Raw genomic sequence first — 15,754 nt, 5'->3', positions numbered from 1 at the left:
ATGACCGCCTGGCTGGAGCAACAGGCAGAGGTCCGCGAGCGCCGTGGGCTGGTCCGGAAGCCGATGGTGCGCGGACCGCAAGGCGCCGCGGGCAAAGGGGGCACCCCGGGCAAAGAAGGCGGACAGCGCCGGATGGTCGACCTCGCCAGCAACGATTACCTGGGCCTGTCCACGGATCCACGACTGGCGGAGGCTGCCACGGATGCCATCAGGCGCTGGGGCACTGGCGCTGCATCGTCCCGGCTGGTCACCGGCACCACGGAGCTGCATCTTGAGTTGGAGCACCACCTTGCCCTGTTCACAGGAGCGGAGGCTGCGTTGGTGTTCTCCTCCGGTTACCTCGCCAATCTGGGTGTCACCACTGCTTTGGGTGGTCCCGGAACGTTGATTGTGGCGGACGAGCACTGCCATGCCTCGTTGATCGACGGTTTTAGGCTGAGCCGCTCCGAAGTGCGGGAATTCAAGCACAATGACGCTGCGGACGCGGCCCGCCTCCTGGAGGGACGTACACAGCCGCGAGCCCTTGTTGTGGTGGAGTCCATCTACAGCGTCGGCGGGGACGCTGCTCCATTACAAGAGGTGTTCAACCTCGCCCAAGAGCACGACGCCGTGCTGCTGATCGACGAGGCCCACAGCCTGGGAGTTGCCGGCGTTGGAGCCTTTCAAGGGCGCGGCGCGGTGGCTGGCACCAGCCTGGCGGACCATCCGGGCGTAGTCCGCACCGCCACCCTGTCCAAAGCCTTGGGCAGTCAGGGCGGGGCCGTGCTTAGTTCAGGCTTGCTGCGGGAGCACTTGGTGAACCGTTCGCGGAGCTTCATTTTCGACACCGCGCTGGCCCCGCCCTCAGCGGCCGCTGCCATGGCCGCCGTCGGAATCATCCAGCAGGAACCCTGGCGCGCCGCAGCGGTTCACCACAACGCAGCCGCTCTCGCAGCCCAATTGCAACCCGCGCTGGGACGCGCAGCCGCCGTCGAGCGTTCTGCCGGAGCAGTTCAATCCGTCCGCATGCCTTCAGCGGAAGCCGCCTTGGCTGCGAGCCGCGCCGCGTACGCTGCCGGCGTCCAGGTGGGCTGTTTCCGGCCGCCCTCAGTGCCCGACGGCATCTCCCGCCTGCGACTCACAGCCCGGGCCAACCTCACCCCCACCGACCTCGACCACGCCTGCGCAGTGCTGCGCGGCATCCTGGAGCGAACCTCATGAAACTTCCCCGCATCATCCTGGTGACCGGTACCGATACCGGCGTCGGGAAGACCATCACGACGGCGGCACTCGCCACAGCCCTTAAGCAACGCGGCTGCTCGGTGGCGGTCTACAAGCCGTGCCAAAGCGGCAACGTCGACGGCGATTCGGACTGCGCGGAAGTAGTGCGGCTCGCCGGCCCGCTCACCGCCGAGGCCGGCATCGTGCTGGAACAGCCGCTGGCCCCCGTCCCCGCTGCTGCCTGTGACGAAGTGGTGCTGCCGCATCTTGCTTCGCATGCCCAGCGAATTCGCGCCCTGGCCAACACCCATGACCACGTCCTTGTAGAAGGCGCCGGTGGTGTGCTGGTTGAGTTGGACCACGACGGCGGGACGCTGGCTGACCTCGGAACCCTCCTGGGCGATTCGGCTGGCTTCGCCGTGGTGGCGCGGCCGTCGTTGGGCACTTTGAACCATACTGCGCTGACGCTGGAAGCCCTCGATCGGAGGGGCCTGCCAGTGGTCGGTGTTGTGCTTGGCAGCTGGCCCGCGGTCCCCGGTGCGGTGGAACGAAGCAACCGTGCCACGATCTCCGACTGGCCTGTCCCCCTGCTGGGCGCCATCCGGCACGAAGCCGCCGGAATGGAGCCCAAAGTGTTCCGAGAACAGGCGGCCTCCTGGCTTCAAGGGGTTCCGGCATGAGCACCATCACCACCTGCCCCTACAAGGTGTTGCGCGATCCTGATACCGTCCGCGAGGTCCTCCACAGGCCTGACGACTTCAGCCCAGCCAACGCGCTCCTGGCCGTGACGCCCCTGACCGGTCAGGCCCTCCGCGTCCTGCAGAAGGCACGCTTCGCCCTTCCACCTGTTCTGGCCAGCAACCACTCCCCCTCACATGCTGCTATCCGCAAGGTAGTGGCGGGCTTCTTCACTCCCGCCAAAGTTGCGGCCATGGAACCGCGCATCAGGCAGCTCTCCCGGGAGTCAGCCGCGGGCGCAGCCCAGCTCCTCAGCTCGGCAGGAAGCGTTGATTTGGTGCAGGCAGTGGCCGCGTATCCGCCGGCAGTCATCATGCTGGAGATGCTCGGCCTTCCCGTCCGCGACCTCCCCCAATTGAAGGCGTGGAGCCTGGACTCCCTTGAACTGTTCTGGGGATGGCCGGATCCCGCACGGCAGCTCGAGCTGGCCCACACTGCAGCGGACTTCTACGCGTGGCTGCGGGAGCTGGTGCTTGAAGCCGTAGCCGCCCCGGAACCAAACCTGTTCAGGGCACTCGCAGACCACGGGCTCAGCACCCCGGAGATCTGTTCCTTGGGCTACTTCCTGCTCATCGCCGGCCAGGAGACCACCACGCAGCTCATCAGCACCACGCTCTTCCGTCTTGCCGAGGGCTCCCGGGGAATTTCCTGGGACGAGGCATCCTCCAGCGCCAAAGCCCGGGACATTGTTCGGCATGTGTTGGCCACTGAATCTTCAGTGCCTACGTGGCGCCGGGTGGCCGCCCGCGATACCGAGCTCAACGGTGAGCACATCCTTGCGGGGGAAGAAATCCTGGTGGAGCTGACGGGGAACCACGGCTTTCCGTGGGCAGCCGGGGAAGGCGCTGGGGAACCTGCCGGGGAAGGTACTGAGCATCAGGGACCCACACCTTACGGTCTGGCCTTCGGCTCAGGAATACATCGCTGCCTTGGTGCCAAGCTCGCCGAACTGGAGGCCGCCGTCGTGGTCCAGGAGACTACCGCGGCACTCAAGGGGGTCCGGCTCCTGGACCCCAACCCGGAATGGCTGCGGCTGCTCTCCTTCCAAGCTCCCCGGACGGTCAGCGTCGCACTCCACTAGCAAGTTTGGGTGGGTAGGCTGGACTTTATGGGCGAGAGCCGGGACTTGCTGACACCGGAGCAGCGTAGCCGAAACATGTCCAGGATCAGGGGCAAAAACACCAAGCCCGAGTTACTGGTCCGGAAACTCCTGCATGCCAAGGGGTACCGCTACCGGCTGCACGGGCAAGCTGGTGCGACCAAGCTGCCGGGCCGGCCTGATTTGGTGTTCTCGAGCCGTCGCAAGGTCATTTTCGTCAACGGCTGCTTCTGGCACTTCCATGATTGCAAGGTTGGCCTGAACTCCCCCACGGCCAATGCGGAGTTCTGGGAGACCAAACGCATGCGCACCCGTGAACGCGACCTCGCTCAGAGGAAACAGCTGCGCTCTGCCGGTTGGGAGGTGCTGACGGTGTGGGAGTGCGAGCTGCGGGACAGCTCAGTCCTGGAAGAACGGCTGACAGCGTTCTTGGAGGGGTATGTGGAGGGCAGTCCGCCCTACGGGGCCTTGGAGCCGACACTCCCGGCAGTCCCAGAAGTCCCAGCGGAGTCTGAGTGATCATTGCCGGCGTGGGAGCCCTGCTCCCACAACGCATACGCTGACGTTCCACCAATACCGAGCAGGACCGTCAGGCACAACACGATGATGACCATGAGACCCAGCGAGGGTCGAACGCCACCGTTCATGCTGATTTCCATTCCTTTACCCACGCCTTGATCCCCCGATTCAGCGATTACTCCATTTCCTTTACTTACTTTCGGGGGCTTCGATCAAGACTCCCTCTGAGTCCGCTCAAGATTGGATCAAGCTTTGCTTTTCCGACGCCCCCAGAGTTCCCCGGAGCCTACTGTTGAATCGTGAATCTATTGTTCGGAGGCGGGAGGGGTTTGGTGTCTGAGTATGACGAGTGCACAGACTCACTGGTTGATCCCACCGTCCTCATCGGACTCCAGGCGGAACTTGGCGGAGACCGATCCATCGTCAGCAGGTTCGTCCGCAACTACATAGATCTCCTGCCGTGGCGGGTTGACCGCCTGCATCACGCACTGAACAACCTGGACATGGAAGATGCCATGGACGCCGTGCTGAGCCTGAAGACATCAAGCCACATGGTGGGCGCCATCTGCATGCGCCGCTTGGCCACGGAACTGGAGATCAGCATCAGGCTCCTCCCCAACGCCGGGCATCTTCAGGAACTGAGGCCGCAAGTGGAGCTGATTGAGGCCTTCGTTTTCGGAACGATCTGCGAACTCCAACCCTCGCTTTCGTAAAGATCTTCACGAAAATAAAGAAAACCATTGACTCGCTAAAAATCTTCACTATAGTTGTGTGAGTTAGCTCACCAACGAAGGATGCGGCAATGACTACCGAGACTCCTGCACCGCCAGCCACCAGCGAACTGCTGGCAACTGTGGGGAACAAGGTGCGCACCATGCGCAAGGCAAAGGGCATGACCCTCGCCCAGCTCTCGGACATCACCGGCCTCAGCCAGGCGATCGTCAGCCAAATCGAACGCGGAATGGCCAACCCTTCCTTCACCACGCTGGCCCAATTGGCCCACGGTCTGGACATCCCCGTAGGGAGATTCTTCATAGGCCAGGACCAGTCCACCTCACCGGTGGTCCGCAGATCCGAGCGACGCAACCTGAAGAACGTCACCCGCGAATCCGTGGGCGAAGCCGTACACGAACTGCTGACTCCCAACCGCGACGGAAGCATCGAAGCGCAGTGGATCAGCACGCCCCCAGGGCACGACACCAGCGCAACCCCTTTTACCCACAGCGGTGAAGAGTTCTGCTACATCATCTCCGGCCGTAAGGACGTCTACCTGGACGGCGTCTGCTACAGCCTTGAAGAGGGGGACTCGATCACCTACTCCTCAGAGATCCCCCACTGGTACAAAAACAGCTACGAAGAGGTATGCGTAGCCATCTGGGTCAACGCACCACACGCGTGGTAACACGGCCGCCCATCAACGGCGCCAGCGTTTTCCCTTAACTGTCCGGACACGAACCGTGGCCGCAGACAATCCTTGCCACTTTCGCACAACGCGCCTCTTCCAACAGGCGTTCCTGCGTCATACCCTCCCACGCCCTCCGGGGCGTCAGCGTAAGGACACTTCCATGCTCAACACCCAAACGACAGACAACGCCGTCCCGTCACCAAGCACCAGCCACTCCTCCCCCACAAAGAACCCAAAGTTCACTCCCCAGGTCCGCAAAGGCCTGTTGGGCCTGGGCCTCGGCAACGCCCTTGAATGGTACGACTGGATGGTCTTCGGCCTGCTGTCAGCCTTCATTGGACCGAACTTCTTCCCCAACACAGAGCCACTCTCCGCCACACTGAACGCACTGGCCGTGTTCGCCGTCGGGTTCGCCTTCCGGCCCTTGGGCGGCATACTGCTCGGGACGCTCGCAGACCGAATCGGCCGACGTCGGGTCATGCTCTTGTCCATCATGCTCATGGCCGGCACCACGCTGATCATTGCCATCACGCCCAACTACGCCACCATTGGCGCCTGGGCCGGCATCATCCTTCTGGTGTGCCGCGTTCTGCAGGGTATCTCCACAGGAATCGAAGCCCCACTCTCCACCTCCCACGCCGTTGAGCTCGCCCCGGAAGGCCGCGAAGGCTACGTGGCCGGCATTATGTCCTTCTACGTGAACATCGGCATCCTGCTGGCCTCGCTGGTGAGTTTCCTCTGCAGTCTTGTCCTCGGCGGCGCAGCCATGGCCGACTGGGGCTGGCGCGTACCGTTCATTATCGGCGCTGCTTTCGGTTTTGTGGTTCTCTACCTCCGCCGCTCCCTACCGGAAACCCTCAAGGCCGAGGAAATGGCCACGAACACGCCGCGTGCCGTGTGGTCCGGAGTCCGTAAGCACTGGCTCTCCGTCCTTGCCATCATCTTCGTGGTGGGTGCAGCACAGGCCTACAACTACGCCTGGAACGTTGGCCTTCCCACCGCAGCCCGCAGCGGTTTCAAGGAAGATCCCACCGCGGTCTTCGCCCTCACCACCATCCTGGCCATCATCCTCGTAGTAGGCAGTTGGATCATCGGCAAGCTGGCCGACGGCAAAGCAATGTCCCGCTGGTTCCTGGTGACCCGCATCCTCGCCATCCCGTCCGTGTTCCTCATGCTGATGTACGTCCAGCCGGGCATTGGCGGATTCGCAGCAGTCCTCCTGGGCGGCTCGATCGTCCTGGTCCTGAACATGACCCTCTACAACGTGGTCAGCTCCTCACTGATGCCCAAGAACATCCGCGGCACCGGCGTCGCCCTGGGCTACGGCATCGGAGTGGCACTTTTCGGTGGCACCGCCTCCTACCTTCTGGTTTGGTTCCAGTCCCTGAACCTCACTTGGATCTTCCCGGTCTACGTGGCCGTCCTCTCCATCCTCAGCATCGTTTTCTACCTCGCCGCGCGCCGCTCCAACGGCATCTTCGTCGGAAAGTAAGGACTCACCATGAACTCGCTTGAACTCAGCACTACGACGGCGGACCTCACCGCCCCTGTCATCTCACGATCCGACGTCCTGGTAGTTGGCGGTGGTCCCGCAGGCGTCGCCGCGGCGGTTACCGCTGCCCGCTCAGGAGCCAAAGTCACCCTCCTGGAACGGTACTCATCCCTGGGCGGCCTGGCTTCCGGCGGTATGGTCCTGGTTCTCGATGACATGATCAACGGCCAGGAAATTACCGTCACGGGCATCGTCTCCGAGTACGTGGAGCGCTTGCAGAAGCTGGGCCTGGCAATCGTCCCGCCCGCCGATGACCGCAAGACCTCGGAAGAACTCTGGAACAAGTGGGGCCGCTACGGCACCTTCGATTTCCACTCGCACACCAACCCCAAGCCCATCTGCTACGCCGCGGCTTTCGATCCCGATGGCTGGAAGCGCGTCTCCAACGACCTCGTTCGCGAGGCCGGCTTGGACCTCCGCCTGCACTCCTGGTTCTCCCGTCCCATCGTGGACAGCGGCGTGATCAAGGGAGTCATCTGCGAAACGAAACTGGGCCCGCAAGCGTTCATGGCCGACGTCGTGATCGATACCACCGGTGACATCGACGTCGCCTCCCGCGCCGGTGCCAGCTATGCCAAGGACAACTACATCACCACGCTGGTCTTCCGGCTTGGCAATGTGGACACCAATGCCGCCGAAGCCTTCGAACAGGCCAACCCCAAGGAAGCGCGGGCCATCAACCGCAAGATCAAGCGTCTCCTCGGCGGCGCGTGGGAACTCTGGTGGCTCAAGACTCCCATCGACGGCGTCGTCTGGTGCAACGCCCCGCACATGAGCGGCTTCGACGGCGTTGACCCGGCTGATATGACTGCAGCGGAGTTCGCAGCCCGTGACCGCATCTCCGAGGCCGTGGAGTACGTCCGCGCGAACCTGCCCGGCTTCGAAAACTGCTACATGCTGGACGTCGCCTCCCAGATGGGCGTCCGCCAGACCCGCCTCCTGCAGGGCGAGTACGTCATGACCAAGGACGACGTCACCCAGCGCCGCCACTTCGCGGACACCGTTGCCCGCGGCCGTGACTACTACTACCCGTACCGCTCGCTGCTCCCCAAGGAAGTGGACCAGCTCGTGGTCGCTGGCCGCCACTACTCCGCCACCCCCGAGGCACAGAAGATGTCGCGCGAGATCCCGCCCTGCATGGCAATGGGACAGGCCGTCGGCGTTGCAGCGGCCCTCGCCGTGGAAAACAACATGTTGGTCCGCGATGTCTCCGCGCTGGATATCCAGCAGGGCATGCGCCGGCATGGTGCCGACCCAGGCGACGTCCCGTCGTCGAACGCTACCGTGGACTCCAACGAGGCGGTGCCGGCATGAGCACCGTTCTCCTCGACCAGACTGAAAGCACGACGTCGGCACTCACGAACGCGGCTCCGGCAGTTACCCCGCTGCCGCTGGACGGCATCAAGATCGTGGACTTCACGCAAGTGTTCATGGGTCCGTCCTGCACACAGCTGCTTGGCGACTACGGTGCAGACATCATCAAGGTGGAACGTCCCGGCGCCGGCGACATTTCACGCAATTCCTTCCCGGACCAGGACGGCCAGGATAACCCGATTTTCCTGTCCATCAACCGGAACAAGCGCAGCGTTTCGGTGGACACCCGTACGGACGAAGGGCGCGAGGTGCTGCACCGGCTCATGGCTGATGCGGACGTAGTGGTCAGCAACTTCCGCTCCGGAGTCATGGAACGGATGGGCTTCGGCTACGAGGACCTGAAAGCTGCGAACCCGGGAATCATCTGGGCCTCTGGCACGGGCTTTGGCCCGGAAGGGCCTTACGCCCATAAAGGTGGCCAGGACGCGATCGCGCAAGCGTATTCCGGGGTGATGTGGCGACGGGAATCCGATGACACCAAGCCCTCCATCTACCCCACCACCCTGTGCGACTACATCACCGGCATGCACCTCATGCAGGGCATCCTTCTGGCGCTGCGCACACGCGAGGCATCAGGGGTGGGCCAGAAGGTGGAGGTGACCATGTACGACTCCATGCTGCACTTGCAGATGCAGGAAGCGTGCATGCAGCTCAACCGTGGCTACGAGGTCAACTGGGGAGCGATGCCGCTGAGCGGGGTCTTCGAAACCACCGACGGCGCCGTGTGCATGGTGGGTGGTTTCACGCCCGATCCCTTGGCCAGGATTTCTGAAGCGCTTGGCCTGGACGAGGACCTCACCCAGCGTCCCGAGTTCGCCAACCTGGAGCAGCAGTTCAAGAACAAGCCCGCGCTGCAGGCCATCTTCCGCGAGCGCATCGCCACCAATACCACCGAGTATTGGACCCACCAGCTTGAGGAGCAGGGGCTGCTCAACGCTCCCGTCCACACTCTGGAACAGGCACTGGCGGATGCGCAAACAGAGGCCAACGGGATGATCGTGGAGGCAGAGCACCCCGGCGTCGGCACTGTCCGTATGCTGAACGCTCCCATCCGGCTCTCCGCTACTCCGCCCACCATCCGCCGGGCGGCACCGCGACTTGGTGAGCACAATGTGGAGGTCCTGCTGGAGAACGGCTTCGACCAAGAGGCGATCGAGCGCCTGCAGCAGCTGGGTGTGTTGCGATGACGGCGACAGCAGTTCAAGCACCAGTTGAGGCGCCGGTTGATGCCGTCACTCTGACCATCGAGAACCACGTGGCAACGGTGGTCATCGATCGTCAACACGTCCTCAATGCAGTGGATGCCACCACCCATGCACGGCTCAACGAGATCTGGGTCCAGCTTGAGCAGGACCCGTCCGTGCGTGCGGTTGTCATCACCGGTGCTGGGTCCCGTGCCTTCTGCGTTGGTGCCGACATGTCGGCGTCGGCCGTGGACAAGACCGGCCTGGAGTATTGGGCCGGCCTGGACCCCAACGGATTCGGTGGCCTCAGCCTACGCACCAGCTTGGACATCCCGGTCATCGCAAAGGTCAATGGCTACGCCCTGGGTGGCGGGATGGAAATTGTACTGGGTGCCGACATCGTGGTGGCAGCCGACACCGCGAGGTTCGGCTTGACGGAACCTCGCGTTGGGCGATTAGCGCTCGACGGCGGCATCCACCAGTTGGTGCGGCGGATCCCCTATACGCAGGCCATGGGGATGCTCCTGACAGGCCGCAAGGCAGACGCCGCCGAGATGCAATCCATGGGTCTTGTCAACGAGGTAGTTCCTGTTGAAGAGCTCGACGCCGCTGTGCAGCGTTGGGTGGACCAGGTCCTTGCGTGCGCACCCACCTCGGTCCGCGCCGTGAAGCAGATGGTCACTCAGACTTCCCACCTGACGGCCAAGGAAGCGCGCGGCCTGCGACTGCCGGCTCTTATGGCGGCGCTGGACAGTGAAGACTCCGCTGAAGGAGTGCGTGCTTTCCAGGAAAAGCGCGCGCCGATCTGGCCGGGGCGTTGATCGGCTGAGTGATCCGGCACGACCAGTGACTTGACCTGCCACTGACCCGCCTCGCCAACAAAAACCATTTAGAACGAAGTAGAGGAGATACCGATGCCGCCATCAGTCGCGCCCGAATCCCTAAAACCCGAATCCCTAGACAGAGAAGTGCAGCACCGTAAATCTTTGGCTCCGGGAGTGTGGGGCGTTGTTGCCACACCTTTCCAAGGCAGCACGCTGGACGTGGACCTGGACAGTTTGTCCGAGCTCGTGGAGCATTACGAGGCCATCGGCGCCACGGGACTCACCGTGTTGGGAGTCTTCGGCGAAGCAGCCGCACTGACTGCTGAGGAACGCCGGCAAGTGCTGGAAACCGCCGTCGAATGCACCGCGCTGCCGTTGGTTGTGGGCGTGACCGCTCTGGCCACCCGGCCCGCCATTGAGGAAGTCCGGGCAGCCCAGGACGTTGCAGGAGAACGCCTGGCAGCTGTGATGGTGCAGGCTAACTCGGCCAAGCCTGAAACGCTGATTGCGCATTTGGATGCCATCCACCGGGCTACTGGCGCCAAGGTTGTCCTTCAGGATTACCCGTTGGCGAGCGGCGTCAGTATCTCCACGCCTGCCCTGATCTCCGTAGTAACCGCCTGCGGCTTCGTCATTGCCGTCAAGGCCGAAGCACCCCCCACCAGCGTCGCGATCGCGGAGCTGAGTGCCGCCGTCGGGGTTTCGGTCTTTGGTGGCCTCGGCGGGCAGGGACTGCTGGATGAACTGATGGCCGGCGCAGCAGGTGCCATGACCGGTTTCTCGTACCCCGAAGCCCTCATAGCCTGTGTGCGGGCATGGCAGCAGGATGGCTATGAAGCAGCCCAACGCGAACTGCTCCCGTATCTGCCGCTGATCAACTTTGAGCAGCAGGCGAAAGTGGCGCTGGCTATTCGCAAGGAATGCCTGCACGAACGGGGCCTCATCAAGGACTCCGGTGTTCGCGCCCCTGCAGTGGGCTTTCCCGAAGCCCTGCGCGGGAGTATGGGCACGCACCTTCGTGAGGCAGCTGCCGCACTCGAAAATGCCGCCGCACCGGTAAGGAGCTTCTGATGGATTTGGGAATTGCCGGCAAGACAGCCTTAGTGGCTGCATCCACTGGCGGTCTGGGACTGGCCGTTGCCCGTGCTTTGGCTGCCGAAGGCGTGCGCGTGGCGATCGTGGGCCGTCGTCGGGACCGCGCAAAGGAGATCGTCGCTGAACTGCAGGCCGCGTACGGGACTGGTACTGCGGGCATCTCCACCAAGGGCTTCGACGCCGTGGCGATCGAGGCAGACCTGACCACGCCCGAGGGCATCGAATCGGCAGTCGAACAGACTGTAGCGGACTTGGGACCCATCGACATACTGGTCCTCAACGGCCCAGGACCCAAACCCGGCGCCGCAGCCACACTGAGCTCCGATGACATCGCAGCGGCGTTTGATCTGTTGGTCAAACCTCAGCACGCCTTGGTTTCTCACGTGCTTCCCGGAATGCGGGAACGGCGATGGGGCCGGATCCTGGCTATCGGATCCAGCGGTGTGACAGCCCCGCTCCCCAACCTCGCCGTCTCCAACACCGGACGGGCTGCCCTGGCCGGTTACCTCAAGACCCTCGCTGCCGAAGTGGCCTTGGACGATGTCACAGTGAACCTGCTCTTGCCAGGCCGCATCGCCACCGACCGGGTCACCCAACTTGACCAGGCCGCCGCCAAGCGCCGCGGCACCACGCTGGAAGACATCCAGCTCGAATCCCGCAAGACCATCCCCGCCCGACGTTATGGAGAACCTGCCGAGTTCGGTGCCGCTGCCGCCTTCCTGTGCAGCGCGCCGGCGTCGTACATCACCGGCGTCGCACTCAGGTGCGACGGCGGTCTCATCCGTAGCCTCTAGCCTCCCCCTTAAATCCGATAGGAACATCATGACTTCCACAGCAGTTGACCCCCAGACGATCACCGACCCGCAGACGATCACCGCCCAGCACCTCATCAATGGCCAATGGCTCGGAGACGCGGACACCCAGCGAATGAATCCGGCCCGGCCAGGCGAAGTCGCGGCGCTCTCACCCAGCGGCACCGTCCAGGACGTGGACGCCGCCATCAGTGCGGCCGCCGCAGCCCAGCCGTCGTGGGCGGCCCTTCCAGCACCAGCTCGGGGCGCGATCCTCATCGCGGCCGGAAACCTGCTCAACGAGCGCCAACACGCCATCGCCGAGGACCTGGTCCGTGAGGAAGGAAAGACACTCGCGGAGGCAAAGGGTGAGGTCAAGCGGGCCTCGGACGTGCTGCGCTTCTTCGGCTCACTCGGCTGGGCAGCAACCGGCGAAGTCCTGCCCAGCGGCCTGCCGGACACCACCGTCACGACGCGTCGGGAACCGTTGGGCGTGGTGGGACTCATTACCCCGTGGAACTTCCCCATCGCGATTCCGGCGTGGAAAACCGCGCCCGCCCTGATCAGCGGTAACGCCGTGGTGATCAAACCGGCCGAGCTCACTCCGTTGTCCACCAACCACGTGGCGCGCGCCCTGCAGGACGCTGGACTACCCGCCGGCGTGTTCAACGTGGTGCACGGCAAGGGCCGCGTGGTGGGTGATGCGCTGGCCCGCGATCCCCGCATCGCCGGCTTGTCGTTCACGGGTTCCACCAATGTTGGGCTTGGGCTGCAGGAGATCCTCAATGCCCGCCGCGCCCGGGTCCAACTCGAAATGGGCGGCAAGAACGGTGTGCTCGTGCTGGATGACGCCGACCCCCGCAAAGCTGCGCAGGTAGTAGCGGCTGGCGCATTCGGCCTGACCGGCCAGGCGTGCACAGCGACGTCCCGCGTCTACGTGACGCCCGGCATCCGCTCCGCCTTCCTCGAGGCCTTGGTTCAGGAGGCCGCCGCCTACACTACCGGCGACGGACTTGATGGCGCCGCCCGGATGGGCGCTGTGGTAAGCAGGCAGCAATTCGAGCAGGACCAGGCAGCGGTGCGTACCGCCGTCGAACGCGGGGCCACACTCCTGCACGGACAGTACGACGGCGACCCCAGCGGCGCGCTGTTCTTCCCGGCGGCGATTCTCACCGGACTGCCGTTCGATGACGCAGCCGTGACGGAAGAGATCTTCGGTCCAGTGGTGGCCGTTCTTGAGGTGCCCGACTATGAAGCTGGCCTCGCCGCAATCAACGATTCACGCTACGGGCTCACCGCGGGCATCTGCACGGACTCATTAGCCCTCGCCACGGACTTCGCTGCCCGCGCGCAGGCCGGCGTGGTGAAGATCAACCGACCAACTGCCGGGCTGGACCTGAACGTCCCCTTCGGCGGTGTGAAGGATTCCTCCACCAACACCTTCCGCGAGCAAGGCAGGTCCGCCCTGGACTTCTACACCTGGGGCAAGACCGTCTACACCGGTGTTTAGTGCGCCATGAGCTACGTGATCGCACAGCCCTGCGTGGATGTGAAGGACAAGGCGTGCATTGACGAGTGCCCGGTGGATTGCATCTACGAGGGCGAACGCTCGCTCTACATCCACCCGTCCGAGTGCGTTGACTGCGGGGCATGCGATCCCGTGTGCCCCGTGGAGGCGATCTACTATGCGGACGATGTCCCTGACGAATGGGCAGATTACATCAGGGCGAACGCTGAGTTCTTCGAGGACGATTTCTTCGGGGATGAGTTCTTCCAGGACGCGGGCCGCGATCATCCTGTGGTGGTGGCGGAGCCTTTGCGGGTGGGCAGTTAGGCGGCGCTGACCCGTTGACCGACGCCTCCGTGACGTAGGACTATCGCAAGGCAGGCAAACCCTGCAGTAGCTGGCCGTAGCGTGTCTCCCCAGCGATCGCGTTCTGGTACCACAAATTGATGCTGCTAAAGCTACAAAAGTAAAACCGCCGTGTAGGCCAGGATCGAGTAGAGGGAGCTTTTGATGAAAGCCATTGTTGTGACAGATCAGTCCGTCGGAATCGCCGGGCTGAGGATGGCGGAACGGCCCCAGCCGTCGGCATCGATAAACGATGTCATTGTTGAGATTCATGCCGCGGGATTCGTCCCGACTGAGGTTGGGTGGCCCTCGACCTGGGCTGATCGAGCCGGCCGGGATCGGACACCCTCCATCATTGGGCACGAGGTGGCCGGCGTCGTAACCTCGCTCGGCTATGGCACCACAGGGCTGACCGTGGGTCAACGAGTGTTTGGCCTTGCGGACTGGCACCGAGATGGGACCTTGGCGGAGTATGTGGCGATGGAGGCACGTAACCTTGCGCCGCTGCCCGGGGACGTCGCCTTCACAGTTGGCGCGAGCCTGCCCATCTCTGGCCTGACCGCATGGCAAGGGTTGTTTATCCATGGCCGCATCCAGTCGGGGCAGAGCCTTCTGGTGCACGGCGCGGCCGGGGCAGTCGGAACGATGGTGACTCAGCTGGCACGTGAAGCCGGCGCCTACGTCATCGGCACAGGACGCACTGCCGATCGACAGAAGGCACTTGATTTCGGAGCGCACGAGTTCGTGGATCTCGCCAATGACACCTTGGAAGACGTCAGCGGGGTTGACCTGGTATTCGATGTGATCGGGGGTGACATCCAGAAGCAGTCAGCGGCCCTGGTCCGGCCCGGCGGAACGCTGGTGAGCATCACCGGGCCGGTTGAAGCCCGCCCTACGGATGGTCTGGCAGTGGATTTCGTTGTCGAATCGGATGGCGCGCAGCTGAGTGAAATCGTCCAGCGAATCCGAGACGGACGACTGCGGACAAACATCGGAAACGTCGGCGAATTAGACGATGCGCTCAATGCCCTTAACCCTTCCGCACGCCGGAATGGGAAGACCATCATCCAGGTGCGTCCGTAGGGACAGGACCTAAAGCGGCGAAGGCGTCATCCGAGATCGTAGCCCCGCCCTGTTTTCACCTCGACGGCCTACCCTGGTGCTGGCATCTTAGGTTTGCGGGCCACTCCCCCGACCGGGTGTACTCTATCCACCGGGTGCGTGTCGCCCTACATTGCAGACCTTCAGAGGAGCCGACTATGGCTGATGACAGGGCGAACGGAAAGCAGTGCCACGTGCGACGGGACCGAGTCCTGTGAACAAGAACCGGCTCGAGGCGTTCAGTGACGGCGTGCTGGCCATCATCATCACCATCATGGTCCTGGAGCTGCACACCCCGGAAGCGCCAACGTGGGAGGGCGTGGCCGCAGTTCTGCCGACCCTCTTCAGCTACCTTCTGAGCTTCGTGTATGTCGGGATCTACTGGAATAACCACCACCACATGATCCACCTGGCCGGGCGAGTGAACGGCGGGATCCTCTGGGCCAATTTGCACCTGCTGTTCTGGCTGTCGCTCATCCCCTTCACCACACGGTGGATGGATGAGTCTGGTTTCGTGCAGGTCCCCGTCCTGTTGTATGGAATCAACCTGCTGTGTGCAGCGATCGCGTACTACATCCTGGAACGTCGCCTGATCGCCGCCCAAGGCAGGGACGGGGCCCTGGCCCGGGCTGTCGGCCGGGACTGGAAAGGCAAAGCGTCCCCCGTGATCTATATGGCCGGCATCGCAGCCACCCTGGTCCAGCCCCTGTTCGGGATCGCCATGTTCACGGTTGTGGCGCTGATCTGGCTGGTCCCGGACCGCCGGGTTGAGCACTTTGTCGCCAGGGCTCATCAAAACGATAACGACGCCGGCTAGTCGGCTAGGCGGCTAACGCACCTTAAACACGCGACGATTTAGCAGCCCTACCCGCCGAGTCAGGAAACCGCGGCCTCTATCTGCAGGTGACTTAGGTCTTCACCGCCGCGACCCTCACCGCCGCCGCCACCATCATCACCAGAACGAGCACGAGCACCACCGTGACGACGACGAGAATCGCCGGAGCGTGTCGGCGGTACCCC

16 protein-coding genes are annotated in these 15,754 nt (G+C 63.5%); all 16 read left to right on the top strand.

From position 1 onward, the window contains the following. Nucleotides 1-1,200, top strand: a complete 1,200-nt coding sequence (locus tag VUN82_05590; GenBank protein XAS73317.1) for an 8-amino-7-oxononanoate synthase — start codon at nucleotides 1-3, stop codon at nucleotides 1,198-1,200. Continuing rightward, on the top strand, nucleotides 1,197-1,880 hold the full coding sequence (gene bioD / locus VUN82_05585) for a dethiobiotin synthase (GenBank protein ID XAS73316.1): 684 nt from the start codon (nucleotides 1,197-1,199) through the stop codon (nucleotides 1,878-1,880). Before VUN82_05590 ends, bioD begins: the two co-directional genes overlap by 4 nt. Then, complete coding sequence (locus tag VUN82_05580; protein XAS73315.1) at nucleotides 1,877-3,019, top strand: cytochrome P450; 1,143 nt, start codon at nucleotides 1,877-1,879, stop codon at nucleotides 3,017-3,019. Before bioD ends, VUN82_05580 begins: the two co-directional genes overlap by 4 nt. Before the next feature lie 27 nt (nucleotides 3,020-3,046). Continuing rightward, entirely contained in the window at nucleotides 3,047-3,556 is a 510-nt protein-coding gene (locus VUN82_05575) for a very short patch repair endonuclease (GenBank protein XAS73314.1), read from the top strand. 332 nt (nucleotides 3,557-3,888) lie between these two features. Continuing rightward, entirely contained in the window at nucleotides 3,889-4,269 is a 381-nt protein-coding gene (locus VUN82_05570) for an Hpt domain-containing protein (protein ID XAS73313.1), read from the top strand. A gap of 89 nt (nucleotides 4,270-4,358) precedes the next feature. Then, the gene (locus VUN82_05565; GenBank protein XAS73312.1) at nucleotides 4,359-4,958 is read left to right on the top strand and encodes an XRE family transcriptional regulator; all 600 of its coding nucleotides are present in this window, start codon (nucleotides 4,359-4,361) and stop codon (nucleotides 4,956-4,958) included. Nucleotides 4,959-5,121: 163 nt separating this feature from the next. Continuing rightward, the gene (locus VUN82_05560) at nucleotides 5,122-6,453 is read left to right on the top strand and encodes an MFS transporter (GenBank protein ID XAS73311.1); all 1,332 of its coding nucleotides are present in this window, start codon (nucleotides 5,122-5,124) and stop codon (nucleotides 6,451-6,453) included. A 9-nt stretch (nucleotides 6,454-6,462) separates the two neighbouring features. Further along, nucleotides 6,463-7,827: an FAD-dependent oxidoreductase gene (locus VUN82_05555; GenBank protein ID XAS73310.1), complete on the top strand. Its 1,365-nt coding sequence runs from the start codon at nucleotides 6,463-6,465 to the stop codon at nucleotides 7,825-7,827. After that, nucleotides 7,824-9,074, top strand: a complete 1,251-nt coding sequence (locus VUN82_05550; GenBank protein ID XAS73309.1) for a CaiB/BaiF CoA-transferase family protein — start codon at nucleotides 7,824-7,826, stop codon at nucleotides 9,072-9,074. Before VUN82_05555 ends, VUN82_05550 begins: the two co-directional genes overlap by 4 nt. After that, a complete protein-coding gene (locus VUN82_05545) occupies nucleotides 9,071-9,892 on the top strand; it encodes an enoyl-CoA hydratase-related protein (protein XAS73308.1) in 822 nt (273 codons plus the stop codon). The genes VUN82_05550 and VUN82_05545 overlap by 4 nt, the downstream gene beginning before the upstream one ends. A gap of 93 nt (nucleotides 9,893-9,985) precedes the next feature. Further along, a complete protein-coding gene (locus tag VUN82_05540) occupies nucleotides 9,986-10,966 on the top strand; it encodes a dihydrodipicolinate synthase family protein (GenBank protein XAS73307.1) in 981 nt (326 codons plus the stop codon). Then, nucleotides 10,966-11,784: an SDR family oxidoreductase gene (locus tag VUN82_05535; protein XAS73306.1), complete on the top strand. Its 819-nt coding sequence runs from the start codon at nucleotides 10,966-10,968 to the stop codon at nucleotides 11,782-11,784. The genes VUN82_05540 and VUN82_05535 overlap by 1 nt, the downstream gene beginning before the upstream one ends. A gap of 28 nt (nucleotides 11,785-11,812) precedes the next feature. Then, complete coding sequence (locus VUN82_05530) at nucleotides 11,813-13,291, top strand: aldehyde dehydrogenase family protein (GenBank protein ID XAS73305.1); 1,479 nt, start codon at nucleotides 11,813-11,815, stop codon at nucleotides 13,289-13,291. Between the two features lie 6 nt (nucleotides 13,292-13,297). Continuing rightward, nucleotides 13,298-13,615, top strand: a complete 318-nt coding sequence (gene fdxA / locus VUN82_05525; GenBank protein ID XAS73304.1) for a ferredoxin — start codon at nucleotides 13,298-13,300, stop codon at nucleotides 13,613-13,615. A gap of 183 nt (nucleotides 13,616-13,798) precedes the next feature. Next, nucleotides 13,799-14,716 carry an NADP-dependent oxidoreductase gene (locus tag VUN82_05520; GenBank protein XAS73303.1) on the top strand — a complete coding sequence of 306 codons (918 nt, stop codon included), beginning with the start codon at nucleotides 13,799-13,801 and terminating at the stop codon, nucleotides 14,714-14,716. A gap of 232 nt (nucleotides 14,717-14,948) precedes the next feature. Then, nucleotides 14,949-15,551 (top strand): TMEM175 family protein, encoded by a 603-nt coding sequence (locus VUN82_05515; GenBank protein ID XAS73302.1) that lies wholly within the window; start codon nucleotides 14,949-14,951, stop codon nucleotides 15,549-15,551. Nucleotides 15,552-15,754: the final 203 nt, after the last annotated feature.

The organism is Micrococcaceae bacterium Sec5.1 (assembly GCA_039636795.1).
Classification (GTDB): Bacteria; Actinomycetota; Actinomycetes; order Actinomycetales; family Micrococcaceae; genus Arthrobacter.
Note: the sequence above shows the minus strand (reverse complement) of the source record. Positions and strands in the feature narration are given on the sequence as shown.

Excerpts from the sequence above, each read along its gene's own strand:
- VUN82_05590 (XAS73317.1), top strand. The coding sequence starts at position 1 with ATGACCGCCTGGCTGGAGCAACAGGCAGAGGTCCGCGAGCGCCGTGGG.
- bioD (XAS73316.1), top strand. The coding sequence starts at position 1,197 with ATGAAACTTCCCCGCATCATCCTGGTGACCGGTACCGATACCGGCGTC.
- VUN82_05580 (XAS73315.1), top strand. The coding sequence starts at position 1,877 with ATGAGCACCATCACCACCTGCCCCTACAAGGTGTTGCGCGATCCTGAT.
- VUN82_05575 (XAS73314.1), top strand. The coding sequence starts at position 3,047 with ATGGGCGAGAGCCGGGACTTGCTGACACCGGAGCAGCGTAGCCGAAAC.
- VUN82_05565 (XAS73312.1), top strand. The coding sequence starts at position 4,359 with ATGACTACCGAGACTCCTGCACCGCCAGCCACCAGCGAACTGCTGGCA.
- VUN82_05560 (XAS73311.1), top strand. The coding sequence starts at position 5,122 with ATGCTCAACACCCAAACGACAGACAACGCCGTCCCGTCACCAAGCACC.
- VUN82_05555 (XAS73310.1), top strand. The coding sequence starts at position 6,463 with ATGAACTCGCTTGAACTCAGCACTACGACGGCGGACCTCACCGCCCCT.
- VUN82_05550 (XAS73309.1), top strand. The coding sequence starts at position 7,824 with ATGAGCACCGTTCTCCTCGACCAGACTGAAAGCACGACGTCGGCACTC.
- VUN82_05545 (XAS73308.1), top strand. The coding sequence starts at position 9,071 with ATGACGGCGACAGCAGTTCAAGCACCAGTTGAGGCGCCGGTTGATGCC.
- VUN82_05540 (XAS73307.1), top strand. The coding sequence starts at position 9,986 with ATGCCGCCATCAGTCGCGCCCGAATCCCTAAAACCCGAATCCCTAGAC.
- VUN82_05535 (XAS73306.1), top strand. The coding sequence starts at position 10,966 with ATGGATTTGGGAATTGCCGGCAAGACAGCCTTAGTGGCTGCATCCACT.
- VUN82_05530 (XAS73305.1), top strand. The coding sequence starts at position 11,813 with ATGACTTCCACAGCAGTTGACCCCCAGACGATCACCGACCCGCAGACG.
- fdxA (XAS73304.1), top strand. The coding sequence starts at position 13,298 with ATGAGCTACGTGATCGCACAGCCCTGCGTGGATGTGAAGGACAAGGCG.
- VUN82_05520 (XAS73303.1), top strand. The coding sequence starts at position 13,799 with ATGAAAGCCATTGTTGTGACAGATCAGTCCGTCGGAATCGCCGGGCTG.